The 17,660-nt window shown below is 73.7% G+C and carries 15 protein-coding genes; 3 read left to right on the plus strand and 12 right to left on the minus strand.

Annotated elements, in window-relative coordinates; translation table 11 throughout:
• Nucleotides 1-113 precede the first annotated feature (113 nt).
• Entirely contained in the window at nucleotides 114-761 is a 648-nt protein-coding gene (locus ABT137_RS14100; RefSeq protein WP_351707532.1) for a histidine phosphatase family protein, read from the minus strand.
• A gap of 80 nt (nucleotides 762-841) precedes the next feature.
• On the opposite strand from ABT137_RS14100, the gene ABT137_RS14105 reads away from it, so the two are divergent.
• Together ABT137_RS14105 and ABT137_RS14110 are read left to right on the plus strand one after the other, a co-directional pair.
• Nucleotides 842-2,359, plus strand: coding sequence for a bifunctional phosphatase PAP2/diacylglycerol kinase family protein (locus tag ABT137_RS14105; protein WP_351707535.1), 1,518 nt, complete (start codon nucleotides 842-844; stop codon nucleotides 2,357-2,359).
• A 142-nt stretch (nucleotides 2,360-2,501) separates the two neighbouring features.
• The gene (locus tag ABT137_RS14110) at nucleotides 2,502-3,317 is read left to right on the plus strand and encodes a class I SAM-dependent methyltransferase (protein ID WP_351707538.1); all 816 of its coding nucleotides are present in this window, start codon (nucleotides 2,502-2,504) and stop codon (nucleotides 3,315-3,317) included.
• Between the two features lie 143 nt (nucleotides 3,318-3,460).
• Here the strand turns inward: ABT137_RS14110 and ABT137_RS14115 are convergent, their stop codons facing one another.
• From ABT137_RS14115 to ABT137_RS14135, 5 genes are all read right to left on the minus strand, one after another.
• Nucleotides 3,461-4,219, minus strand: a complete 759-nt coding sequence (locus ABT137_RS14115; protein WP_351707541.1) for a GvpL/GvpF family gas vesicle protein — start codon at nucleotides 4,217-4,219, stop codon at nucleotides 3,461-3,463.
• 189 nt (nucleotides 4,220-4,408) lie between these two features.
• A complete protein-coding gene (locus ABT137_RS14120; RefSeq protein ID WP_351707544.1) occupies nucleotides 4,409-5,173 on the minus strand; it encodes a GvpL/GvpF family gas vesicle protein in 765 nt (254 codons plus the stop codon).
• Nucleotides 5,174-5,264: 91 nt separating this feature from the next.
• Complete coding sequence (locus ABT137_RS14125; RefSeq protein ID WP_351707547.1) at nucleotides 5,265-7,112, minus strand: transketolase; 1,848 nt, start codon at nucleotides 7,110-7,112, stop codon at nucleotides 5,265-5,267.
• Complete coding sequence (locus ABT137_RS14130) at nucleotides 7,109-8,452, minus strand: NAD(P)/FAD-dependent oxidoreductase (RefSeq protein WP_351707550.1); 1,344 nt, start codon at nucleotides 8,450-8,452, stop codon at nucleotides 7,109-7,111. The genes ABT137_RS14125 and ABT137_RS14130 overlap by 4 nt, the downstream gene beginning before the upstream one ends.
• Before the next feature lie 168 nt (nucleotides 8,453-8,620).
• On the minus strand, nucleotides 8,621-9,064 hold the full coding sequence (locus ABT137_RS14135; RefSeq protein WP_351707553.1) for a phage holin family protein: 444 nt from the start codon (nucleotides 9,062-9,064) through the stop codon (nucleotides 8,621-8,623).
• An 88-nt stretch (nucleotides 9,065-9,152) separates the two neighbouring features.
• Here ABT137_RS14135 and ABT137_RS14140 point away from each other — a divergent pair, with 88 nt between their 5' ends.
• Entirely contained in the window at nucleotides 9,153-9,503 is a 351-nt protein-coding gene (locus tag ABT137_RS14140) for a VOC family protein (protein ID WP_351707556.1), read from the plus strand.
• 22 nt (nucleotides 9,504-9,525) lie between these two features.
• On the opposite strand, the gene ABT137_RS14145 is transcribed toward ABT137_RS14140, so the two are convergent.
• From ABT137_RS14145 to ABT137_RS14170, 6 genes are all read right to left on the minus strand, one after another.
• The gene (locus ABT137_RS14145; protein WP_351707559.1) at nucleotides 9,526-11,511 is read right to left on the minus strand and encodes a DUF5107 domain-containing protein; all 1,986 of its coding nucleotides are present in this window, start codon (nucleotides 11,509-11,511) and stop codon (nucleotides 9,526-9,528) included.
• Between the two features lie 57 nt (nucleotides 11,512-11,568).
• On the minus strand, nucleotides 11,569-12,144 hold the full coding sequence (locus tag ABT137_RS14150) for a GNAT family N-acetyltransferase (protein ID WP_351707562.1): 576 nt from the start codon (nucleotides 12,142-12,144) through the stop codon (nucleotides 11,569-11,571).
• A 100-nt stretch (nucleotides 12,145-12,244) separates the two neighbouring features.
• Nucleotides 12,245-13,168 (minus strand): S66 peptidase family protein, encoded by a 924-nt coding sequence (locus tag ABT137_RS14155; protein WP_351708371.1) that lies wholly within the window; start codon nucleotides 13,166-13,168, stop codon nucleotides 12,245-12,247.
• Nucleotides 13,169-13,191: 23 nt separating this feature from the next.
• Nucleotides 13,192-15,156: an LpqB family beta-propeller domain-containing protein gene (locus ABT137_RS14160; protein ID WP_351707565.1), complete on the minus strand. Its 1,965-nt coding sequence runs from the start codon at nucleotides 15,154-15,156 to the stop codon at nucleotides 13,192-13,194.
• Nucleotides 15,157-15,162: 6 nt separating this feature from the next.
• A complete protein-coding gene (locus ABT137_RS14165) occupies nucleotides 15,163-16,467 on the minus strand; it encodes a M20/M25/M40 family metallo-hydrolase (RefSeq protein WP_351707568.1) in 1,305 nt (434 codons plus the stop codon).
• Nucleotides 16,460-17,293 (minus strand): M55 family metallopeptidase, encoded by an 834-nt coding sequence (locus ABT137_RS14170; protein WP_351707571.1) that lies wholly within the window; start codon nucleotides 17,291-17,293, stop codon nucleotides 16,460-16,462. The genes ABT137_RS14165 and ABT137_RS14170 overlap by 8 nt, the downstream gene beginning before the upstream one ends.
• Between the last annotated feature and the right edge of the window lie 367 nt (nucleotides 17,294-17,660).

Here is a 17,660-nt window from a genome sequence, read left to right on the forward strand (position 1 = left end):
GAAGCTGGGCGAGGCGAACTGCAGGACCCGGCTGTGCGGGCCGATCCCGAACCGCTCGCGCTGGGTGGCGACCAGCTTGGCGACCCCGGCGTGCGCCGGAAACGTCGCCGGCCCTACTCCACCGGCTCCCCCGTGGGCCCGCTCGCCCCCGTCGGCTCCACGACCGCCCCCTGCCAGGACAGCGCCTTCCAGCCGTCGGCCGGGGAACCCTCCAGGATCACCACGCCCGTGTTGTCGAGGGGGCGGGAGGCGGCGTAGGGGACGTCGACGTTGTCGGCGCGGGCCGCCGTCCACAGGCGGATCACGGCGCCGTGGCTGACCAGGGCGACCGTCCCGGCGCCGCTCGCGGCGGCCTCGGCGATCACCGCGTCGTAGCGGCCCAGGACCTCGTCCCCGGTCTCCCCGCCGGGCATGCGCGGCGCGGTGTCCCCGGCCGCCCACGCGAACACCGTGCGCATGTACTCCTCGCCCCGCTCGGAGTGGCCGGGCAACATCTCCAGGTCGCCGGCGGAGACCTCGCGGATGCCGTCGCGGACGACGGGGTCGAGGCCCCGGGCGGCGGCCAGCGGGGCGGCGGTGAGCTGGGTGCGGGTGAGGGTGGAGACGTAGAGGGCCTCGATGTCCTCGTCGGCGAGGGCTCCGGGGAGGGCCGCTGCCTGCTGCTCGCCGAGGGCGGTCAGACCGGGCCCCGGTACCGCGGTGTCGAGCAGGAAGTCGACGTTGGTCGGGGTCTGCCCATGACGTATGAGGAGCAGGCGCATCCAGGGGTTCCTCTCACTCGGCTCACTCGACCGCACCGCGGGCCGGCAGGAAAGTGCCACTTCAGGGTACCCGGACCCGTATGAGCCCAGACGTCGACCTCACCGTCCCGAAGCCCGGCCGGCACGCGCTGCGCGACCGGCTGCTCGCCCTCGACAGCCGGCTGTTCGAGATCGGCGCCGAGCGGAACTGGCCGCTCGCCGAACCGCTGCTCCCCCGGCTCAGCCGGAGCGCCAACCACGGAGTGCTGTGGTTCGCGACGGCCGCCGCGGTGGCCGCGGCCCGCACGCCGCGGGCCCGCCGGGCCGCCGCCCGCGGCCTGGCCTCGCTCACCCTGGCCTCCCTGGCCATCAACACCCTCGGCAAGCGCTCGGTGCGCCGCCCGCGTCCGCTCCTGGACCCGGTGCCCGCGGTACGGCACCTGAAGCGGCAGCCGATCACCACCTCGTTCCCCTCCGGGCACGCCGCGTCGGCCGCCGCCTTCGCGACCGGGATCGCCCTGGAGTCCCCGGCGTGGGGCGCGGTGGTGGCACCGGTGGCGTTCTCCGTCGCCATGTCCCGGGTCTACACGGGCGTGCACTTCCCGAGCGACGTGCTCGCGGGCGCGGCTCTGGGGGCCGGCGCCGCGTTCGCCGTACGGGGGCTGGTGCCGACCCGGGCGCAGACCGGCCCACCGCCCCGGCCGCGCGCCGCGGCCCCGGCGCTGCCCGGCGGGGACGGGCTGGTGGTGGTGGCCAACCGGGCCTCCGGCAGCGCCGACCGGATGCGGGTGCTGCACCGCGAGCTGCCCGCGGCGGAGCTGGTGGAGTGCGAACCGGGCGAGGTGAAGGACGAGTTGGCGAAGGCGGCGGCGCGGGCGCGGGCGCTCGGGGTGTGCGGCGGCGACGGCACCGTGAACGCGGCGGCCGGCATCGCCCTGCGCCACGGGCTGCCGCTCGCGGTGCTGCCCGGCGGCACCCTCAACCACTTCGCCCACGACCTGAGCGTGGAGGACGGCCGGGGCCTCGGCCGGGCGGTGCGCGAGGGCGAGGCGGTCCGGGTGGACGTCGGCCGCTTCGCCTCCGGCGACCTGGAGGGCGTCTTCCTGAACACGCTGAGCCTGGGCGTCTATCCGGAACTGGTCCGAGAGCGGGAACGCTGGTCGCACCGCATCGGCGCCTGGCCCGCCGAGGTACTGGCCGTACTGCGCGTGCTGCGCACCGACCGGCATCCGCTCCGGGTCGAACTGCGCGGCGAGACCCACCCGTTGTGGCTGCTGTTCGTCGGCAACTGCCTCTACCACCGGCTGGCCCTGACCCCGGGCCGCCGCACCGACCTGGCGGACGGGCAGCTCGACGTACGCGTGGTGCACGGCGGCCGGCATCCCGCGCTCCGCCTGCTCTCCGCCGCCCTCGCGGGTCCGCTCCCCCTCCCCCACTCCCGGCTTCGCCCGAGCGGGAGGTACCCCCGCCCCGCCCAGACAAAGGTGAGCCGACTGCGCCTGACCGGTATCGCGGCCGGCACACCGCTCGCCTACGACGGTGAAGTCACCGACGTGGCAGGCGAGATGACCGTCGAGAAGCTGCCGGAGGCACTGACCGTGTACCGCCCGCTGCCCTGATCCGCCCACCGGGCATGACAGAGCGTCAGTCCACATCGCGAAACGCGGGTCTCATCATTCGACATGCGGGCGTAGCGTTGCGGATACCGCGGGACGGGGCCGTCCGGCCCCGTCCGCCGGTGTGACGCGAAGGGGTTGAGCCATGTCCAAGCCACAGGAGACCGCCGTCTACACGCACGGGCACCACGAGTCGGTGCTGCGCTCCCACACCTGGCGCACCGCCGCCAACTCCGCGGCCTATCTGCTCGGTTCGCTGAAGCCCCACATGAAGATCCTGGACATCGGCTGCGGCCCCGGGACGATCACCGCCGACCTGGCCGAACTGGTCCCCGACGGAGAGGTCACCGGCGTCGACCAGGCGCCGGGCATCCTGGAGCAGGCCCGTGCGACCGCGGCCGGTCGCGGGCTGGCGAACGTGGACTTCGCCGTCGCCGACGTGCACGCGCTGGACTACCCGGACGACACCTTCTGCGTGGTCCACGCCCACCAGGTGCTCCAGCACGTGGGCGACCCGGTGCAGGCACTGCGCGAGATGCGCCGGGTCACCAAGCCGGGCGGCTTCATCGCCGTACGCGACTCGGACTACGCGGCGATGACCTGGTTCCCGGCGGTGCCCGGCCTGGACGACTGGCTGGAGCTGTACCGGCGGGTGGCGCGCGCCAACGGGGGCGAGCCGGACGCCGGGCGGCGGCTGAAGTCCTGGGCGCGGGCGGCCGGGCTGACGGACATCACGGCCACCTCCGGCACCTGGACGTACAGCACGGCCGAGGAACGGGCCTGGTGGGGCGGGCTGTGGGCGGACCGCACGGTCGCCTCCTCCTATGCCGAACGGGCCACCGAGGGTGGCCACGCGACCACGGAGCAGTTGGCGGTGATCGCGGCGGCCTGGCGGGAGTGGGCGCAGCAGGAGGACGGCTGGTTCGCCGTACTGCACGGAGAGATTCTCTGCCGCACGTGAGCCTGATCCGCGCATGCGTACCGGTGGTGACGCCGCCGCCACCGGTGGCGGAACAAGTCGCGCGGCAGCAGCGGTCCCCCGCGGCCCGAGGTCCAGGTTCAGGTCCGCGGGCCGCAGCCCGGCCATGCGGTCCTCCAGGAGCATCAGGGTGCGCCCGATGCACTCCTCCTGCTGCTCGGTGAGGTCCCCGGTGTCGAATCCGACGGTCCGGTGACCGGCTCGGTGATCAGCTCCGTGAAGGAGTAGGCCGCCCACGGTCCGGTGAGTTCCACCCGCATCGCCGGTGCCTCGTCCTTCGTGCGGTCGACCAGTTCCACGAATTCCTCGGAAGCCGCGCGGGACACCAGATAGGCAGCGTTCAGCAGGTTCTGCCCGGACACTCCCGAAAGCGTGGCGTTCTGCGGAGGGTGCAGCCGGGAATCCTCGGCGCGTCCGGAAAGCCGCTCGTGCAGCACACGCGCGAATTCCTCGGCGGCCGGCGGGGGCGGCTGCTCGGGCGGGTCGGCGTACAGCATCACGCCCCACTCGACCCGCCCCTCGAGCCGGTCGAGGGTGTGCAGGAAGTCCGCCTCGCGGGCCTCCATCATGGTCCGTACGCCGCTGTCGTCCCGGAAGACCGTGGCCGGCCGGAGCGGGAGCGGCGTGGTGACCGTGGTGAGCGCGTCGACCACGCCCTGATGGGCACGGGCGGTCGCGGCCAGCCAGTCCAGGTCCTCCAGGTGGTCCCGCAGCGGCTCCTCGGCGAAGTCGCCCTCCGGGACCGTACTGACGACGGCGACCAGCCCGTGGTGCCTGAGCAGCCCCGGTGGGACCCCGGCCACGCCGGTGAGCTGGGCCTGCAGGGCCGCCGCGAACGGACGGCAGACGGCGTACACGTACCGGAGTCCGCCCTGTGCGGTCATCTGTCCTCCTCCTCGCGCTCGCCCTCGTCCCGGTACTCCTCATCCTGCCCCTGCTCGGCGTCCTCCGCCTCGTCGTAGGGCCTCGTCCTCCTACGGCTCCTCGTCCGGCGTCTCGTTCTCCTCCTCGGCCACCCCGTCCTCGTGGCCGCGGACGGGGTGCCTGCTCCTTCCGGTTCTCGGCCCCGCCGGCTACTTCGCGGCCCGGCCGGGCGTGCTGACCGCCGGCTCGGCGGGCCCCGGTTCGACGAAGCTGTACGGCGGGAGCGGCCCGTTGACGCTCAGGTCGAGATGCGGATGGCTCCTGCGCAGCCGCTCGACCCCGGCCAGGAAGGTCTCGGCGGAGTGCCGGTCCACGAGGAAGGACACGTTGACGAGCCAGCCGGTGGAGCCGGGCCCCGCGCTGACGGCGGCCGACTCGGTTTCGAGCGTCTGCCGCACCGCGGCCGCGTCCTCGGCCTCCCGGGCCCGTACGGCGCCCACCACCATCTCGCCGAGCCGCAACCGGCTCTGGTAACTTCCGCCGCCCGCTTTCCGGTTGGCGTCGGCCAGCGCGCGCAGCTCGGGGTTCTCGGACATCACGCGGTGCAGCACGGCCTCTTCGATGTGGCTGGCCTTGACGTTGTACTCGACCTTGCCGTCGAGGGTGCGCAACCGCTCCAGGTAGTGTTCGGCGCGTTCGGCGAGGACGCCGGTGACGGTGTCGTCGTCCGGTGCGACGCTGCCGAACCGCATGGGCAGCACGCAGCCGCCGCCCCCGGCCTGCGCCAGCACGTTCTGGTGGGCGAGCAGCTCCCGGCGCATGGGCCGGAGCCCGTCGGGGGCCTCACTGACCAGTGCGGCCAGTCCACCCTCCGTGAGAACCCGCACCCGGCGCGGCGGATCGCCGACCCCGTCCATGCCCGCGGGCAGAGCGGGGTGCGCGGCGGTCGTGATGCCGTAGACGTACGTACTCACTCCTGCTCCTCCCTCTCCTTCTTCTTGCGGCGGGCCGGGCCGTCCTGCGGGTGCGTGGCCGGGCCCGCACCGGGGTGGAGTCCGAGCCGGGTCAGCGCACGACCGCCTCCTCGACCAGCAGCCGCCCGGCCACCGCGATCGCGTCGGCGTCGATCCCCGCGGCGTGCAGCTGCTGGTCGGGGGCGGCCGAACCCGGCATGGTGCGCACGGCGAGCCGCACCAGCCGCGGCACGGGCCTGCCGTCCGCGAACGCCTCCGCCACCGCGTCGCCGAGCCCGCCCTCCTCGTGGTGGTCCTCGACGGTGAGCAGACAGCCGGTCTCCTCGGCGGCCGTGCGCAGCGTCTGCCGGTCGACGGGCTTCACCGAGTAGAGGTCGACGACCCGGATCCGGATGCCGTCCTCGGCGAGCGCGTCGGCGGCCTTCAGCGCCTCGTGCAGGGTGACCCCGGCGGCGACCACGGTCAGCCGGTCCTCCTCGGAGGAGCGCAGCACCTTGCTGCCGCCGACCGGGAACTCCTCGTCCGGGCCGTAGATCACCGGGCTCGCCCCGCGCGAGGTACGCAGATAGCGGATGCCGTCGAGCCCGGCCATGGTCGCGACGAGCCTGGCGGTCTGGTTGGCGTCGCACGGGTAGAGCACGGTCGAGCCGTACACCGAACGGAACATCGCCAGGTCCTCCAGGCCCATCTGGGAGGGCCCGTCCTGCCCGATGGCCACGCCCGCGTGCGAGCCGACCAGGTTGATCCCGCTGCCGCTGACGGAGGCCATCCGCACGAAGTCGTAGGCCCGGCTGAGGAAGGCGGCGAAGGTGGCGGCGTACGGCACCCAGCCGCGCGCGGCCATGCCGACGGCACCGGCCACCAGTTGCTGTTCGGCGATGTAGAACTCGAAGTAACGGTCCGGGTGTTCCTTGCCGAAGAGCTCGGTGCGGGTGGAGTCGCCGACCTCGCCGTCCAGCGCGACCACGTCGGCGCGGGCGTGGCCCAGCGCGACGAGCGCCTTGCCGAAGGCGTCGCGGGTGGGAACCTCTTCTCCCATGTCGTAGCGCGGGAGTTCGAGCGCACCGGTGGGCACCGAGTGCAGCGCGCGGGCCGCCGGCGGCTCCTTCACGTGGACGCGGAGATCCCGTACCCCGCCGAGTTCGGCGATGGCCTCCTCGGCGTCCGGCAACGGCTTGCCGTGCATGCCCTCGCGGTCCTCGACGGCGGCGACGCCCCGGCCCTTGCGGGTGCGGGCGAGGATCACGGTGGGCTGTCCGGCGGTCGCCGCGGCCTCGCCGCAGGCGCGGTCGACGGCGTCCACGTCGTGTCCGTCGATCTCCACGGTGTGCCAGCCGAAGGCCTGGAAGCGGCGGGCGTAGGCGTCGAGGTCGTGGCCGTGCCGGGTGGGGCCGCGCTGGCCGAGCCGGTTGACGTCCACGATCGCGGTGAGGTTGTCGAGGTGCTCGTACCCGGCGTGCTCGGCGGCCTCCCACACGGAGCCCTCCGCCAGCTCGCTGTCCCCGCACAGCACCCAGACCCGGTAGCGGCCGTGCTCCAGCCGCTTCCCGGACAGCGCGATGCCGACGCCGACCGGCAGTCCCTGGCCGAGGGAGCCGGTGGCGGTCTCCACCCACGACAGCCGGCGCGGGGTCGGGTGCCCCTCCAGGTGGCTGCCGAGCTTGCGGAAGGTGAGCAGCTCGGCGTCGTCGATCGCACCGGCCGCCTTGTAGGCGGCGTACAGCAGCGGCGAGGCGTGGCCCTTGGAGAGGACGAAGCGGTCGTTGCCGGGATGGTCGGGCCGCTCGAAGTCGTAGCGCAGATGGCGGGCGAGCAGGACCGCCATCAGATCGGCGGCGGACATCGACGAGGTCGGATGCCCGGACTCGGCCGCGGCGGCCGCCCGCACGCTGTCCACGCGCAACTGCTGGGCGAGTTCGACGAGTTCGGCGGTGTTCATGAGGCTCCTTCCGGAGGATGGTCCGTGACGGATTCGGGGGCCTTCGGCAGCTCGGGCGAGGCGGTGTCCAGCGGCACCGACCAGGACCGAACGAGGCCCAACTGGACGCCCTGGCGCGGCAGTACGGCGTCCAGCAGCCAGTCGGCGGCGACCCTGGCCCGGCCCGAGGGCATCGCCGCGAGGTGGTAGCCGCGGGCCATCAGCCCGGCGGGCGGCCCGGCCAGGGGTACTCCGAGCGGGTCGGCGGCGGCCTGCACGCCGCCGAGGTCGACGACGAACCCCAGGTCGCGATGGCGGTACGGGCGCCGGTGCCGTCCGACACCGAGCGAGGCGGCCACGTTCTCGCCGGCCACCCGGCCCTGCCGCCAGGCGTGCTGCGCGGTCATCGGCGTGAACGCGCCGGGATTGACGAGGTCGGGCACCGCCGCCGCGTCCCCGCAGGCGAACACGTCGGCACAGCCGGGCACTTGAAGGTATGGATCGACGATCAGCCGCCCCTTCTCCAGGGGCTGTCCGGTGCCCTCCACGAGCGGGTCGGGCCGTACGCCCACGCACCACACCAGGGTCCGCGACGCCACGAACTCCCCGTCGGAGAGCAGCACCCCGTCCCGGGTGGCCTCCTTCACGGAGGTCTCCGTCCGCACCTCGACCCCCCGCCGGCGCAGCACCCGGTCGGCGGTACGGGACAGCTTCTCGTCCATGCCGGGCAGCACCCGGGGCGCCACGTCCAGCAGCAGCCAGCGCGGCCGCACGCCGTGCGGGAGCCGGTTGCGGCGGGCCAGGTCGACGGTGAGCATCCGCATGTGGGCGGCGACCTCGGTCCCGGTGTACCCGGCACCGACCACGACGAAGGTGCACCGGGCGGCGGCGAGGCCGGCATCGGGGGCGACGGCGGCCAGCTCGATCTGCCGGATCACGTGGTCACGGAGGTAGAGCGCCTCCGGAAGCCCGCGAAAGCCGTGCGCGTGCTCGGCGACTCCCGGGACGGGCAACAGCTTGTTGACACTGCCGACGGTCAGCAGCAGCCGCTCGTAGCCGAGGCTGCCGGCGGTGCCCTCGGGGTCGGTGTAGTGCACGCCCTGCCCGTCGAGATCGACCTGGCCCGCCTCCCCCAGCACGGTCCGCACCCCGCGGAGGGCACCGGACAGCGGGAGGGCGATCCGCCGGGGATCGAGGATCCCCGCGGCGACCTGGGGCAGCAGGGGCAGATACAGGAAGTAGTCGGTGGGGTTGAGCAGGGTGATCTCGGCACGGCCCCGGGCCAGCCTTGCAAGCGTACGGGCCGCGCGATACCCGGCGAACCCGGCGCCGACGATCACAATCCGGGGCCGATGACTCACGGTGCGCCTCCGGGGATACGACGAGGTCCAAGGCCACCCACGTAACCGTAGGCGGGACCCTCGAACTCCGCTCGCCGAAGCGCGCCCCATCAGGGGCGCGGGGAACTGCGCGAGCAACCACATCCGGCCCGTAGCCGACCGCGCACAGCCGACCGCATGTCGCTCCCGTCAGCTCCGGTGATGAGGCGCCTCCGGATCCGCACCCGGCCTGCCCGAGAGGCCCGGCGGCTCCGCCGGCACGGGCGGATACGGCAGCCCCGTCCCGCTCGGCGGTGCACCCGGCGCCGTCCCGCCGACCACCCGGTGCGGCGCATGCGGCCTCCTCGGCCGCCCCGCCTCCCGCAGCGCACCGGCCACCGCGCCCAGGATCACCGCGGTGACCAGTGCCGCGGCCCACGCCGGGAGCAGGATCGCCCACGCCAGCCCCACGGCCAGCGCCACGGCGGCCCCGGCGTACAGGGCGACCGCGCCGGACGCGCCGTACAGCACGGCGGCCCGCCGCCGCTTGCGGCCCTGCTCGCGCAGCTCGTCCCGGACGGTCTCGCGGGCGACCTGTGCCAGCTCGTCGACGAGGTCCTTGTCCAGATGTTCGAGATGATCCAGATGTTCCATACCGTGCGGGTACCCGGACCGGAATGGCCATAACAGGAGATCACCGGAGGTGACGCCATCCCGGCCCGTGGCAACTAGGCTCGTGCCCATGGAGATTCTGGGCGCCTCCCTGCGCATCTGCGTCGACGACATCGAGACCGCGATCCCGTTCTACGAACGCCTCTCCGGCGGCAGAGCACAGCGCTTCGAACGCGGCGGTGTCCAGGTCGCCGCGGTCGGCTCGTTCCTCCTGATGAGCGGACCGGAGGCGGAGCTGGAGGTGCTGCGCAAGGTGGCCGCGACGATCGCGGTGCAGGACGTCGACGCGGCCCACCGGCTGCTGGACGACCTCGGCGCCCGCATCCTCGCGGGGCCGGTGGCCACGCCCGCCGGCCGTAACCTGCTCGCGATGCACCCGGACGGCTCGCTGTTCGAATACGTCGACCAGCACCGGGGCTGATCCGGGGCTGGTCCGGGACGGGTCAGAGGCCCTGCGGCCGCATCCGGAAGTCGTACCGGGCGGGCAGCGGCTCGTCACCGAGCCGCGCCCACAGCCGGCCGTGCGCATCCGACCCCTCCCGCAGGTCGGCCACCTCGAACCCGGCGTCGAACACGGCCCGGGCCGCCGCCCGCCGCCCCTCCGCGAGCAGCAGCTCCGCCTCCAGGAGCCGGAACCGCCCGCGCTCCCGGATCGCGGGCAGCAGCGCCTCCCACACGGCGCGGGCGTCCGCGACCCGCCGTACCCGCAGCAGCGCCTCGATGGCCTCACGGCCGAGCGCCGCGCAGGCCGCGGTCCAGGTCTCGCCGTCGTCGCGGCGCTCTCGGCACAGGTCGTCGAAGGCGTCGGCGTACCGCTCGGCGGCCCGCTCGTGCTGCCCGTACTCCTGGTCGGCGACGGCGAGACAGCGCAGCAGCGGCCAGAGCGACGGGGCGAGCGGGAGGGCCCGCTCCCAGCTGCGGACGGCCTGGGCGCGGTCACCGGCGTGCCACTGGGCGACGCCCAGGTGGTACTCGGTGTGCGGGGTGGCGGGGGCCGTCTCCAGCATGTCCCGCCAGTGCGGGGCCACCAGGGTCGGTCCGGGCGGCCGCACCCGGCGGGGTTCGGGCAGGGTGCCGGTGCGCAGCAGCTCGCGCCAGGGCGCCTGTTCCTCGGTCAGCGTCGGCTGGGCGAACGGCGTGCCGGGCAGCTTCCAGTCCGCGCGCAGCACTTCGAGGGCGCCCCAGCCGGAGCCGGTGGCGAGGAGTTCACCGGGTTCGGTGTCGGCGTACGGCTTCCAGGCGGCGTAGGCGGCGTCCAACTCGGCGCGTGGCAGGGCGAGTTCCAGCCGCTCCGCGACGTTCTCCGGCGATGCTGCCGACAGCGGGCCGTACGCCTCCAGCCAGGACACCTCGCTCTCCGCCTCCAGACGGACGTGCTCCAGCTGGGTGCGGGCCAGTCCGGCCTGGATCTCCCGGTAGCCGCCGGTGCCGGGTCCGCCGAGCCACTCCTGCCAGCGGCGGCCTCCGGGCCCCGACCCCCACACGAACTGTTTCCGGCCGCGCAGTTCGTCGGTGGAGGTCTGCACCAGGCCGTGGCCGTCGGCGTCCAGCGCGGCGATCCAGCGGCGCCGCCCGTCCGGGATGTCGTAGAACCAGTCCGCCGGGTACGGGGGTTGGACGTCGTACGCCGGTACGGGCACCCGGTGCAGTCGGCGCTCGGGCCCGGACTCCCAGGCCTCCTCGGCCGGGACGACGATCCGGCGGTCCTCCGGTACGGCCGTGTTGGACCACCAGTAGCCGGGCACCGGGTGTTCGTGCGGGTTGCGGACGCGGACGCCGGCGTACAGGAAGTCGGAGCCGTCCGGCAGCCACAGGTCGACCTGGAAGGGCAGATCGCGCAGCCGTTCCCACTCCCACAGCCGGAGCATCTCTCCCCCACTGCCTGAACGGCGTGCGCGGTGCCCCCATCCATCGGGGGCGGGGACGCGGGCCGCGTGGAGCGGGGCGCAGGAGAGGGTGGTGTGGCCGGTGGCGCCGATGTTCCACTCGATGCCGCCGGCGTACCAGGCGCCGTTGAGCGCGAGGTTGGCGGGCTGGAACACCGGGTTGCGGTACAGGAGTTCACGGCCGGTGGGCAGGTGGACGAGGGAGGCGACGCGGCCGCCGAGGCCGGGCAGGACGGTGGCGCGCAGCCGGTCGTTCTCGATCACCAGGGCGTCGAACCCGCGAGGCGTGCGCGCTCTGCCGTAGCCGTCGCGGATCCGCACCGGGAGGAGGCTGCGCAGCGGCTCGTGGCCGAGTTGGCGGGCCATGTCCCGCGGCAGGTCCTCCCGGTCGCGCCCGTCGACGCGGTGGTCCCCCACTGCCTGAAGGGCGTGGGCGGTGCCCCCATCCTCCAGGAGGCGGAGCGGCGGCAGCGGGTTGTCCGGGCCCAACTCCGCCGCGGGCAGGGTCAGTACCTCACGTCGGATCCTCGTCACGATCACCATGGAACCCGGCACCGGGTGAGCTGACCAGGGGAGCTGCCGATCAGGATTGCGCAAAGGTCAGCCGGTGGACCGCATCTCCGCCGTGATCGCCCAGCGTTCGTGGTCCCGCCAGGCCCCGTCGATGTAGATCATGTTCGGCGAGAAGCCCTCCAGCCGGAACCCGGCACCGCGGGCGAGCGCGATGGACGCGGCGTTGCCGGGCTGGGCGTTGATCTCCAGCCGATGCAGCCGCATCGGCCCGAAGGCGTAGTCCACGACCAGGCCCATCGCCTCGCGCATCAGCCCGCGCCCGGCGGCGTGCGCGAACACGCCGTAGCCGAGCGCACCGCACTGGAAGCCGCCCTCGACGATGTTGTTGATGTTGATGAACCCGGCGATCGCCCCGCCCTGCTCCCCGCCGCGCTCCCCGGCGTCCTTCTCGCAGACCAGGAACCCGGCCTTGCTGCGGTCCTCGATCAGCCGCCCCGCGTAGCCGGCGTAAGCCGCGTCCGTGGTGGGCGGGAACAGCCAGGGCTGGTGGAGGTCCTTGCTCTCCCTGGTCCGGGCGATGAACTCGGCGCCGTCCTCGTAGGTGAAGTGGCGGATGCCCACGCGGGGGCCCTCGGCGAGATAGCGGGAAGCGGTGTGCGGCATCCCGACACCCTACGCGGAGCCGGCTCGGGCGTGTCTCGGAATACGCCTCCGCAGGTCCGGAGGGCTCCGCCTGCCGGGGCGCGGCCCTCCGGGTGAGCTCTCAGCGCAGCGCCGGCTCCAGCAGGGTCAGCGTGCCCGCGTCCGCGTCCAGCTCGGCGGCCACTCCGAGCGGCATGGTCAGGGCCGCCTCGCAGTGCCCGAACCCGAACTCCTCCAGCACCGGCACGCCGAGCCCGCCGAGCCGGTCGAGGAGCATCGGCCGCACCTGCTCGTAGGGCCCGCACCGGTCCCAGGAGCCGAGCAGGATCCCGGCGACACCGTCGAGCCGGCCGGACCGCAGCAGCTGCGTGATGCTGCGGTCGAGGCTGTACGGCGCCTCGCCGACGTCCTCCAGGAGGAGCAGACCGCCCCGCGCGCCGGGGTGGGTGTGCGGGGTGCCGACGCCCGTCGCGAGCAGTCGCAGGCAGCCGCCGACGGTGACGCCCGTGGCCCGGCCGCCCACCAGCGCGGCGCCCCGGGAGGGGATCGTGCGGACCGTCTCCGGGGCGAAGAGGGTGGCCCGCAGGTGTTCCTGTGCCTCGGTGCTCTTGACGAAGTCGGCACCGGCGGCCACTGGACCGTACAGGGTGGCGAGGCCGAGCCTGATCGCGAACGCCTCGTGCAGCACGGTCGCGTCGCTGAAGCCGACGAACACCTTCGGGCCGGCCGCCCGCATCGCCTCCCAGTCGAGCAGGTCGACGAGGCGCTGTGCGCCGTAGCCGCCGCGCGCACAGAGCACGGCGGAGACGGACGGGTCGCACCATGCCTGCTGGAGGTCGGCCGCGCGCTCGGCGTCGGAGCCCGCGAGGTACCCCAGCTCGCCGTCCGTGGCGAGCACGTGGGGTGCCGCCACCGGGTCGAGATCCCAGCCGCGCAGGATGTCGAGGCCCGCCTGGAGCCGCTCCTCCACCACCGGCCCGCTCGGCGCCACGACGGCGACCCGCGCTCCGGCGGAGAGCCTCGACGGCCTTGTCAGTTCCCTCACTTCGGTCAGTTCCGCCACTTCGGTCACTTCACCAGTTCCAGCTCGGGGATGCCGGGCACGTCCAGCCCGAACACCTGAGCGTAGAGGGCGAGCTCGGCCTCCAGCGCGCGGACCAGGGTCTCCGCGCGCCGGAAGCCGTGGCCCTCGCCCGCGAAGGTGAGGTACGCGTGCGGCACCGGGCGCCCGTCGAGCCGGGCGAGGAAGCGCTCGCACTGCGCGGGCGGACAGATCACGTCGTCCAGCCCCTGGAGCAGCAGGAAGGGCGCGGTGAGGCGGTCGGCGTGCTCGCTGGGCGACCGCTCGGCGTACCGCTCGGGCACCTCGGCGAGCGGGCCGATCAGGGATTCCAGGTACTGGGACTCGAAGTCATGGGTCTCCTCCGCGCCCCAGCTGGTGAGGTCGAGGACGGGGTAGGCGATGGTGCCGCAGGCGTAGACGTCGGTGCCGGTCAAAGAGGCGGCGGTGGTCCAGCCGCCGGCGCTGCCGCCGCGGATCGCGAGCCGGGCGCGGTCGGCGGTGCCCTCCTCGGCGAGGGCGAGCGCGACGGCCGCGCAGTCCTCGACGTCGACCACGCCCCACTGCTCGCGCAGCCGCTCCCGGTACTCCCGCCCGTATCCGGTGGAGCCGCCGTAGTTGACCTCGGCGACCCCGATGCCCCGGGAGGTGAAGTAGGCGATCGCGAGGTCGAGGACGAGCGGTGTCCTGCTGGTGGGGCCGCCGTGTGCCCAGACGACGTAGGGCGGCAGTTCGCCCTCGGGGGCGCTGTGTGCGGGGTGGTGGGGCGGGTGGATGTGGGCGTGCACCTCGCGGCCGCCGGGGCCGGCGAAGGTACGGACCTGCGGATCGGGGTAGTAGGCGGGGTCGACCGCGTCCCGGTGCGGGGTGCCGACGACCCGGGCCCGGCCGGAGGCGGTGTCGAGTTCGACGACCTCGTGGGCGGTGCGCGGGCCGGCGCCGACCGCGAGGACGCGGGTGCCGTGCACGGCGAGGGTGGCGGAGAACTCGGTCCACGGTCCGGCCGCGTCGGCGATCTCGCCGGTCTCCGGATCGAGTATCCCGAGCGTCATCGCCCCACGGCCGTGGAGGACCGCGACCAGCCCGTTGTCCAGCGGCGCGAACCAGTTCTGGCCGAGCCGCCAGAGCGGCCCCGCGAACTCCTCCTCGCGCGGGCACAGGGCCACGTCGTCGCGGTACAGGTTCCACCAGCCGCTGCGGTCGCTCGCGTACAGCAGCCGGTCGTCCGCGGACCACGCGACCTGCGCCACGGCTTCGGTGGGACCGCCGGCCACGGTGCGGACCGTGTGCAGGGTTCCGTCGGCGCCGACCTCGCCGACCAGCAGTTCCGTGCCGTCCCACGGCATCCGCGGATGGTCCCAGGCGAGCCAGGCGGCCCGGCGTCCGTCGTGCGAGAGGCGTGGCCCGGTGACGAACCGGTGCCGTTCTGCGGTGAGTTCGCGTACGGCGGTCCGGTCGTCGGCGGCCGAGCCGTCCAGCGGTACGGCGGCGAGCACCCGGCGTACGTCGGTCGGCCCGTCGCCCGTGAACTCCTCAAGGACACACCAGACTTCGCCACGGTCGAGCAGCAACTGCGGCTCGGCCCAACGGGGTCCGGGCGGGGTCAGCGGCCGGGGTGCCTCGCCGGGCCGGTACAGGTACAGCCGCTGGTCGTCGAAGTGGACGAAGACCAGCAGCGGTTGACCGCCGCCGTCGGGTACGGCACCGGCCCAGGGCCGTCCGCCGTACTCGATGACCCGGCTGCGGACGTGCCACGGCGCGGGCAGCACGGACTCCCCGGTGGTGCCGCTGACCAGGGTCCTGCGGCCGCCCTCAGCGGGCCGGGGTTCGGTCCACCAGGGCTCGTCGCCGACGAAGCCCACCCATTCGGCGAAGCCGTCGTGCGCCGCCGCCAGGGCCGCGTCGATGGGTGAGGGCCACGAGCCGTACGCCTTCGTCTCCACGTTCTCTCCTCCTCGCCTGTGCCGTGCCATGCGGTGCTATGCCGTGCGCAGGAACCGGTCCAGGACCCGGACGCCGAAGTGCAGGGCCGCGACGGGGACGCGTTCGTCGACGCCGTGGAACAGGGCCTGGTAGTCCAGGTCCTCGGGGAGCTTGAGCGGGGCGAAGCCGTAGCCGGTGATGCCCAGCCGGGAGAACTGCTTGGCGTCGGTGCCGCCGGACATGCAGTAGGGCACCACGTGCCCGTCGGGGGCGAACTCCTCGACGGCGGCGCGCATCCGGGCGTACGTCGGTGAGTCCAGCGGCGCCTGGAGGGCGACCTCCCGGTGGAGGAACTCCCAGTCGACGTCCGGGCCGGTGAGGCGGTCGAGGGTGGCGCGGAACTCGTCCTCGGTGCCGTACAGATAGCGTCCGTCGACGAAGGCGGCGGCCTCGCCGGGGATGACGTTGACCTTGTAACCGGCGTTCAGCATGGTCGGGTTGGCGCTGTTGCGGACGGTGGCCTCGACCAGTTTGGCGGCCGGGCCGAGCTTGTCGAGGAGCAGGTCGACCTCGGTGAGGTCGGGTTCGATGCCGTAGAGCGCGGCGAGTTCGGTGAGGGCGGCGGAGACCGTCGGGGTGAGCCGGAGCGGCCACCGGTGCTCGCCGATGCGGGTGACGGCGGCGGCGAGGCGGGTGACCGCGTTCTCCGTGTTGACCTTGGAGCCGTGTCCGGCCCGGCCGCGCGCGGTGAGCTTGAGCCAGGCGGTGCCGCGCTCCCCGGCGGCGACGGGGTAGAGGTGCCGTCCGGTGCCGTCGTGGAAGGTGAAGGCGCCGGACTCGCCGACGCCCTCGGTGCAGCCCTCGAACAGTTCGGGGTGGTGGTCGGCGAGGAACCCGGAGCCGTCCTCGGCGCTGGCCTCCTCGTCGGCGGTGAACGCGACGACGATGTCCCGGCGCGGCCGCACCCCGTCCCGCGCCCAGGCCCGCGCCACCGCCAGGATCATCGCGTCCATGTTCTTCATGTCGACGGCGCCCCGCCCCCACACGACCCCGTCGCGGACCTCCCCGGAGAAGGGGTCGACGCTCCAGTCGGCGGCCTGCGCGGGTACGACGTCGAGGTGGCCGTGGACGAGGAGCGCGTCCGCGGTCGCGTCCGTCCCCTCGATGCGGGCGACGACGTTGGTGCGCCCCGCGGTCCGCTCAAGCAGGATCGGCTCCAGACCCGCTTCCGCGAGCCGCTCGGCCGCGTACTCGGCGGCGGGCCGCTCCCGGCAGTCGCCGCCGCCGAAGTTGCTGGTGTCGATCCGGATCAGCTCGGAGGTGAACCGGACGACCTCGTCGAGAGCCTGCTGGTCAGCCATACTGCTCCTCCACCGCGGCCGAGACGATCGTGGTGACCGCCTTGAAGGTGCGGATGCCGTCGTACATGGTCCCCTCGGTGTACGCGACCTTCCGCTCGCCGACCTGGTCCACACCGGGGACGACGGTGGCGGCGAGGGCGAGGTGCTCCGCGTCGAACTCCAGGGCGATGGTGAACGGTCCGCCGGTCACGGGTTCGTGGCGCACCGCCAGCCCGGCCGCGTCCTTGGCGGCGGCGCGGATGTCCGCGGCGGTCCGGGCGGGCGTCCGGCACACGGCCGCGTACCTCGACACGTGGTCCTTGACGGCGACCTTGCGGGCCTCGGGCGCGTAGCCGAGGGCGTCCTCGCAGGTCAGGTCGTCGCCGGTGACGAGGACGACGGGGACGCCGTACTCGGCGACGACGCGCGCGTTGAGCAGGCCCTCGCTGGCGCGGACGTCGCCCAGCCAGACGCCGGTGACGGAGTTGGGCAGGTAGGTGTGGGCGAGGACGCCCTCCATGCCGGCGCCGGTGTGGTAGCCGATGAAGGCGACGCCGTCGACGTCACCGTGCTGGACGCCCTCGACCATGGACAGCGTCTTGTGGCGGCCGGTGATCATCTGGGCACGGTCGTCGAGCTGCTCCAGGAGCAGGTTGCGCATGCTCCAGTGGGCCTCGTTGATGAGGACCTCGTCGGCGCCGCCGTCGTAGAACCCGAGGACGGCGGCGTTGACGTCGGAGGTGAACATCGGCCGGCACCGCTCCCACTGCGGCGCGCCGGGCAGCACGTCGCCGGGCCAGGTCACCCCGGTGGCGCCCTCCATGTCGGCGCTGATGAGGATCTTCATGCTGCTTCACGTTACGCGCCGGCGAGGGAACTTCCTACAAGGCAGGGAGGAGGTTGAGCCCTCTGCCGGACCTCGGCACTCCAGCGGCCGTGCCGACCGGTGCGCCGCCGGACAGGTGTCGGGCACTCGCTCCCTGACCAGGTGCATGCGGTTCGAGACCACGACGCCCCGCCGTTCACCCCGATCCCCCGAGGACCCGCTCACGAGGACCTCAAGGCCATGCCGCTTTTGGGTGACCATATCAAGACATATACCTTGCATCGGTGTTTCGATGAGTGGTGGCCAGCGGACGCTCGCAGCGACACCGCACCCGCTCTGACTGGTCCGCGGTGCATTGCGCGAGCCGTTCTCCCTCCTCCGCGAAGGG

This window comes from Streptomyces sp. NPDC001980 (assembly GCF_040296885.1).
In the GTDB taxonomy this organism is placed as follows: Bacteria; Actinomycetota; Actinomycetes; order Streptomycetales; family Streptomycetaceae; genus Streptomyces.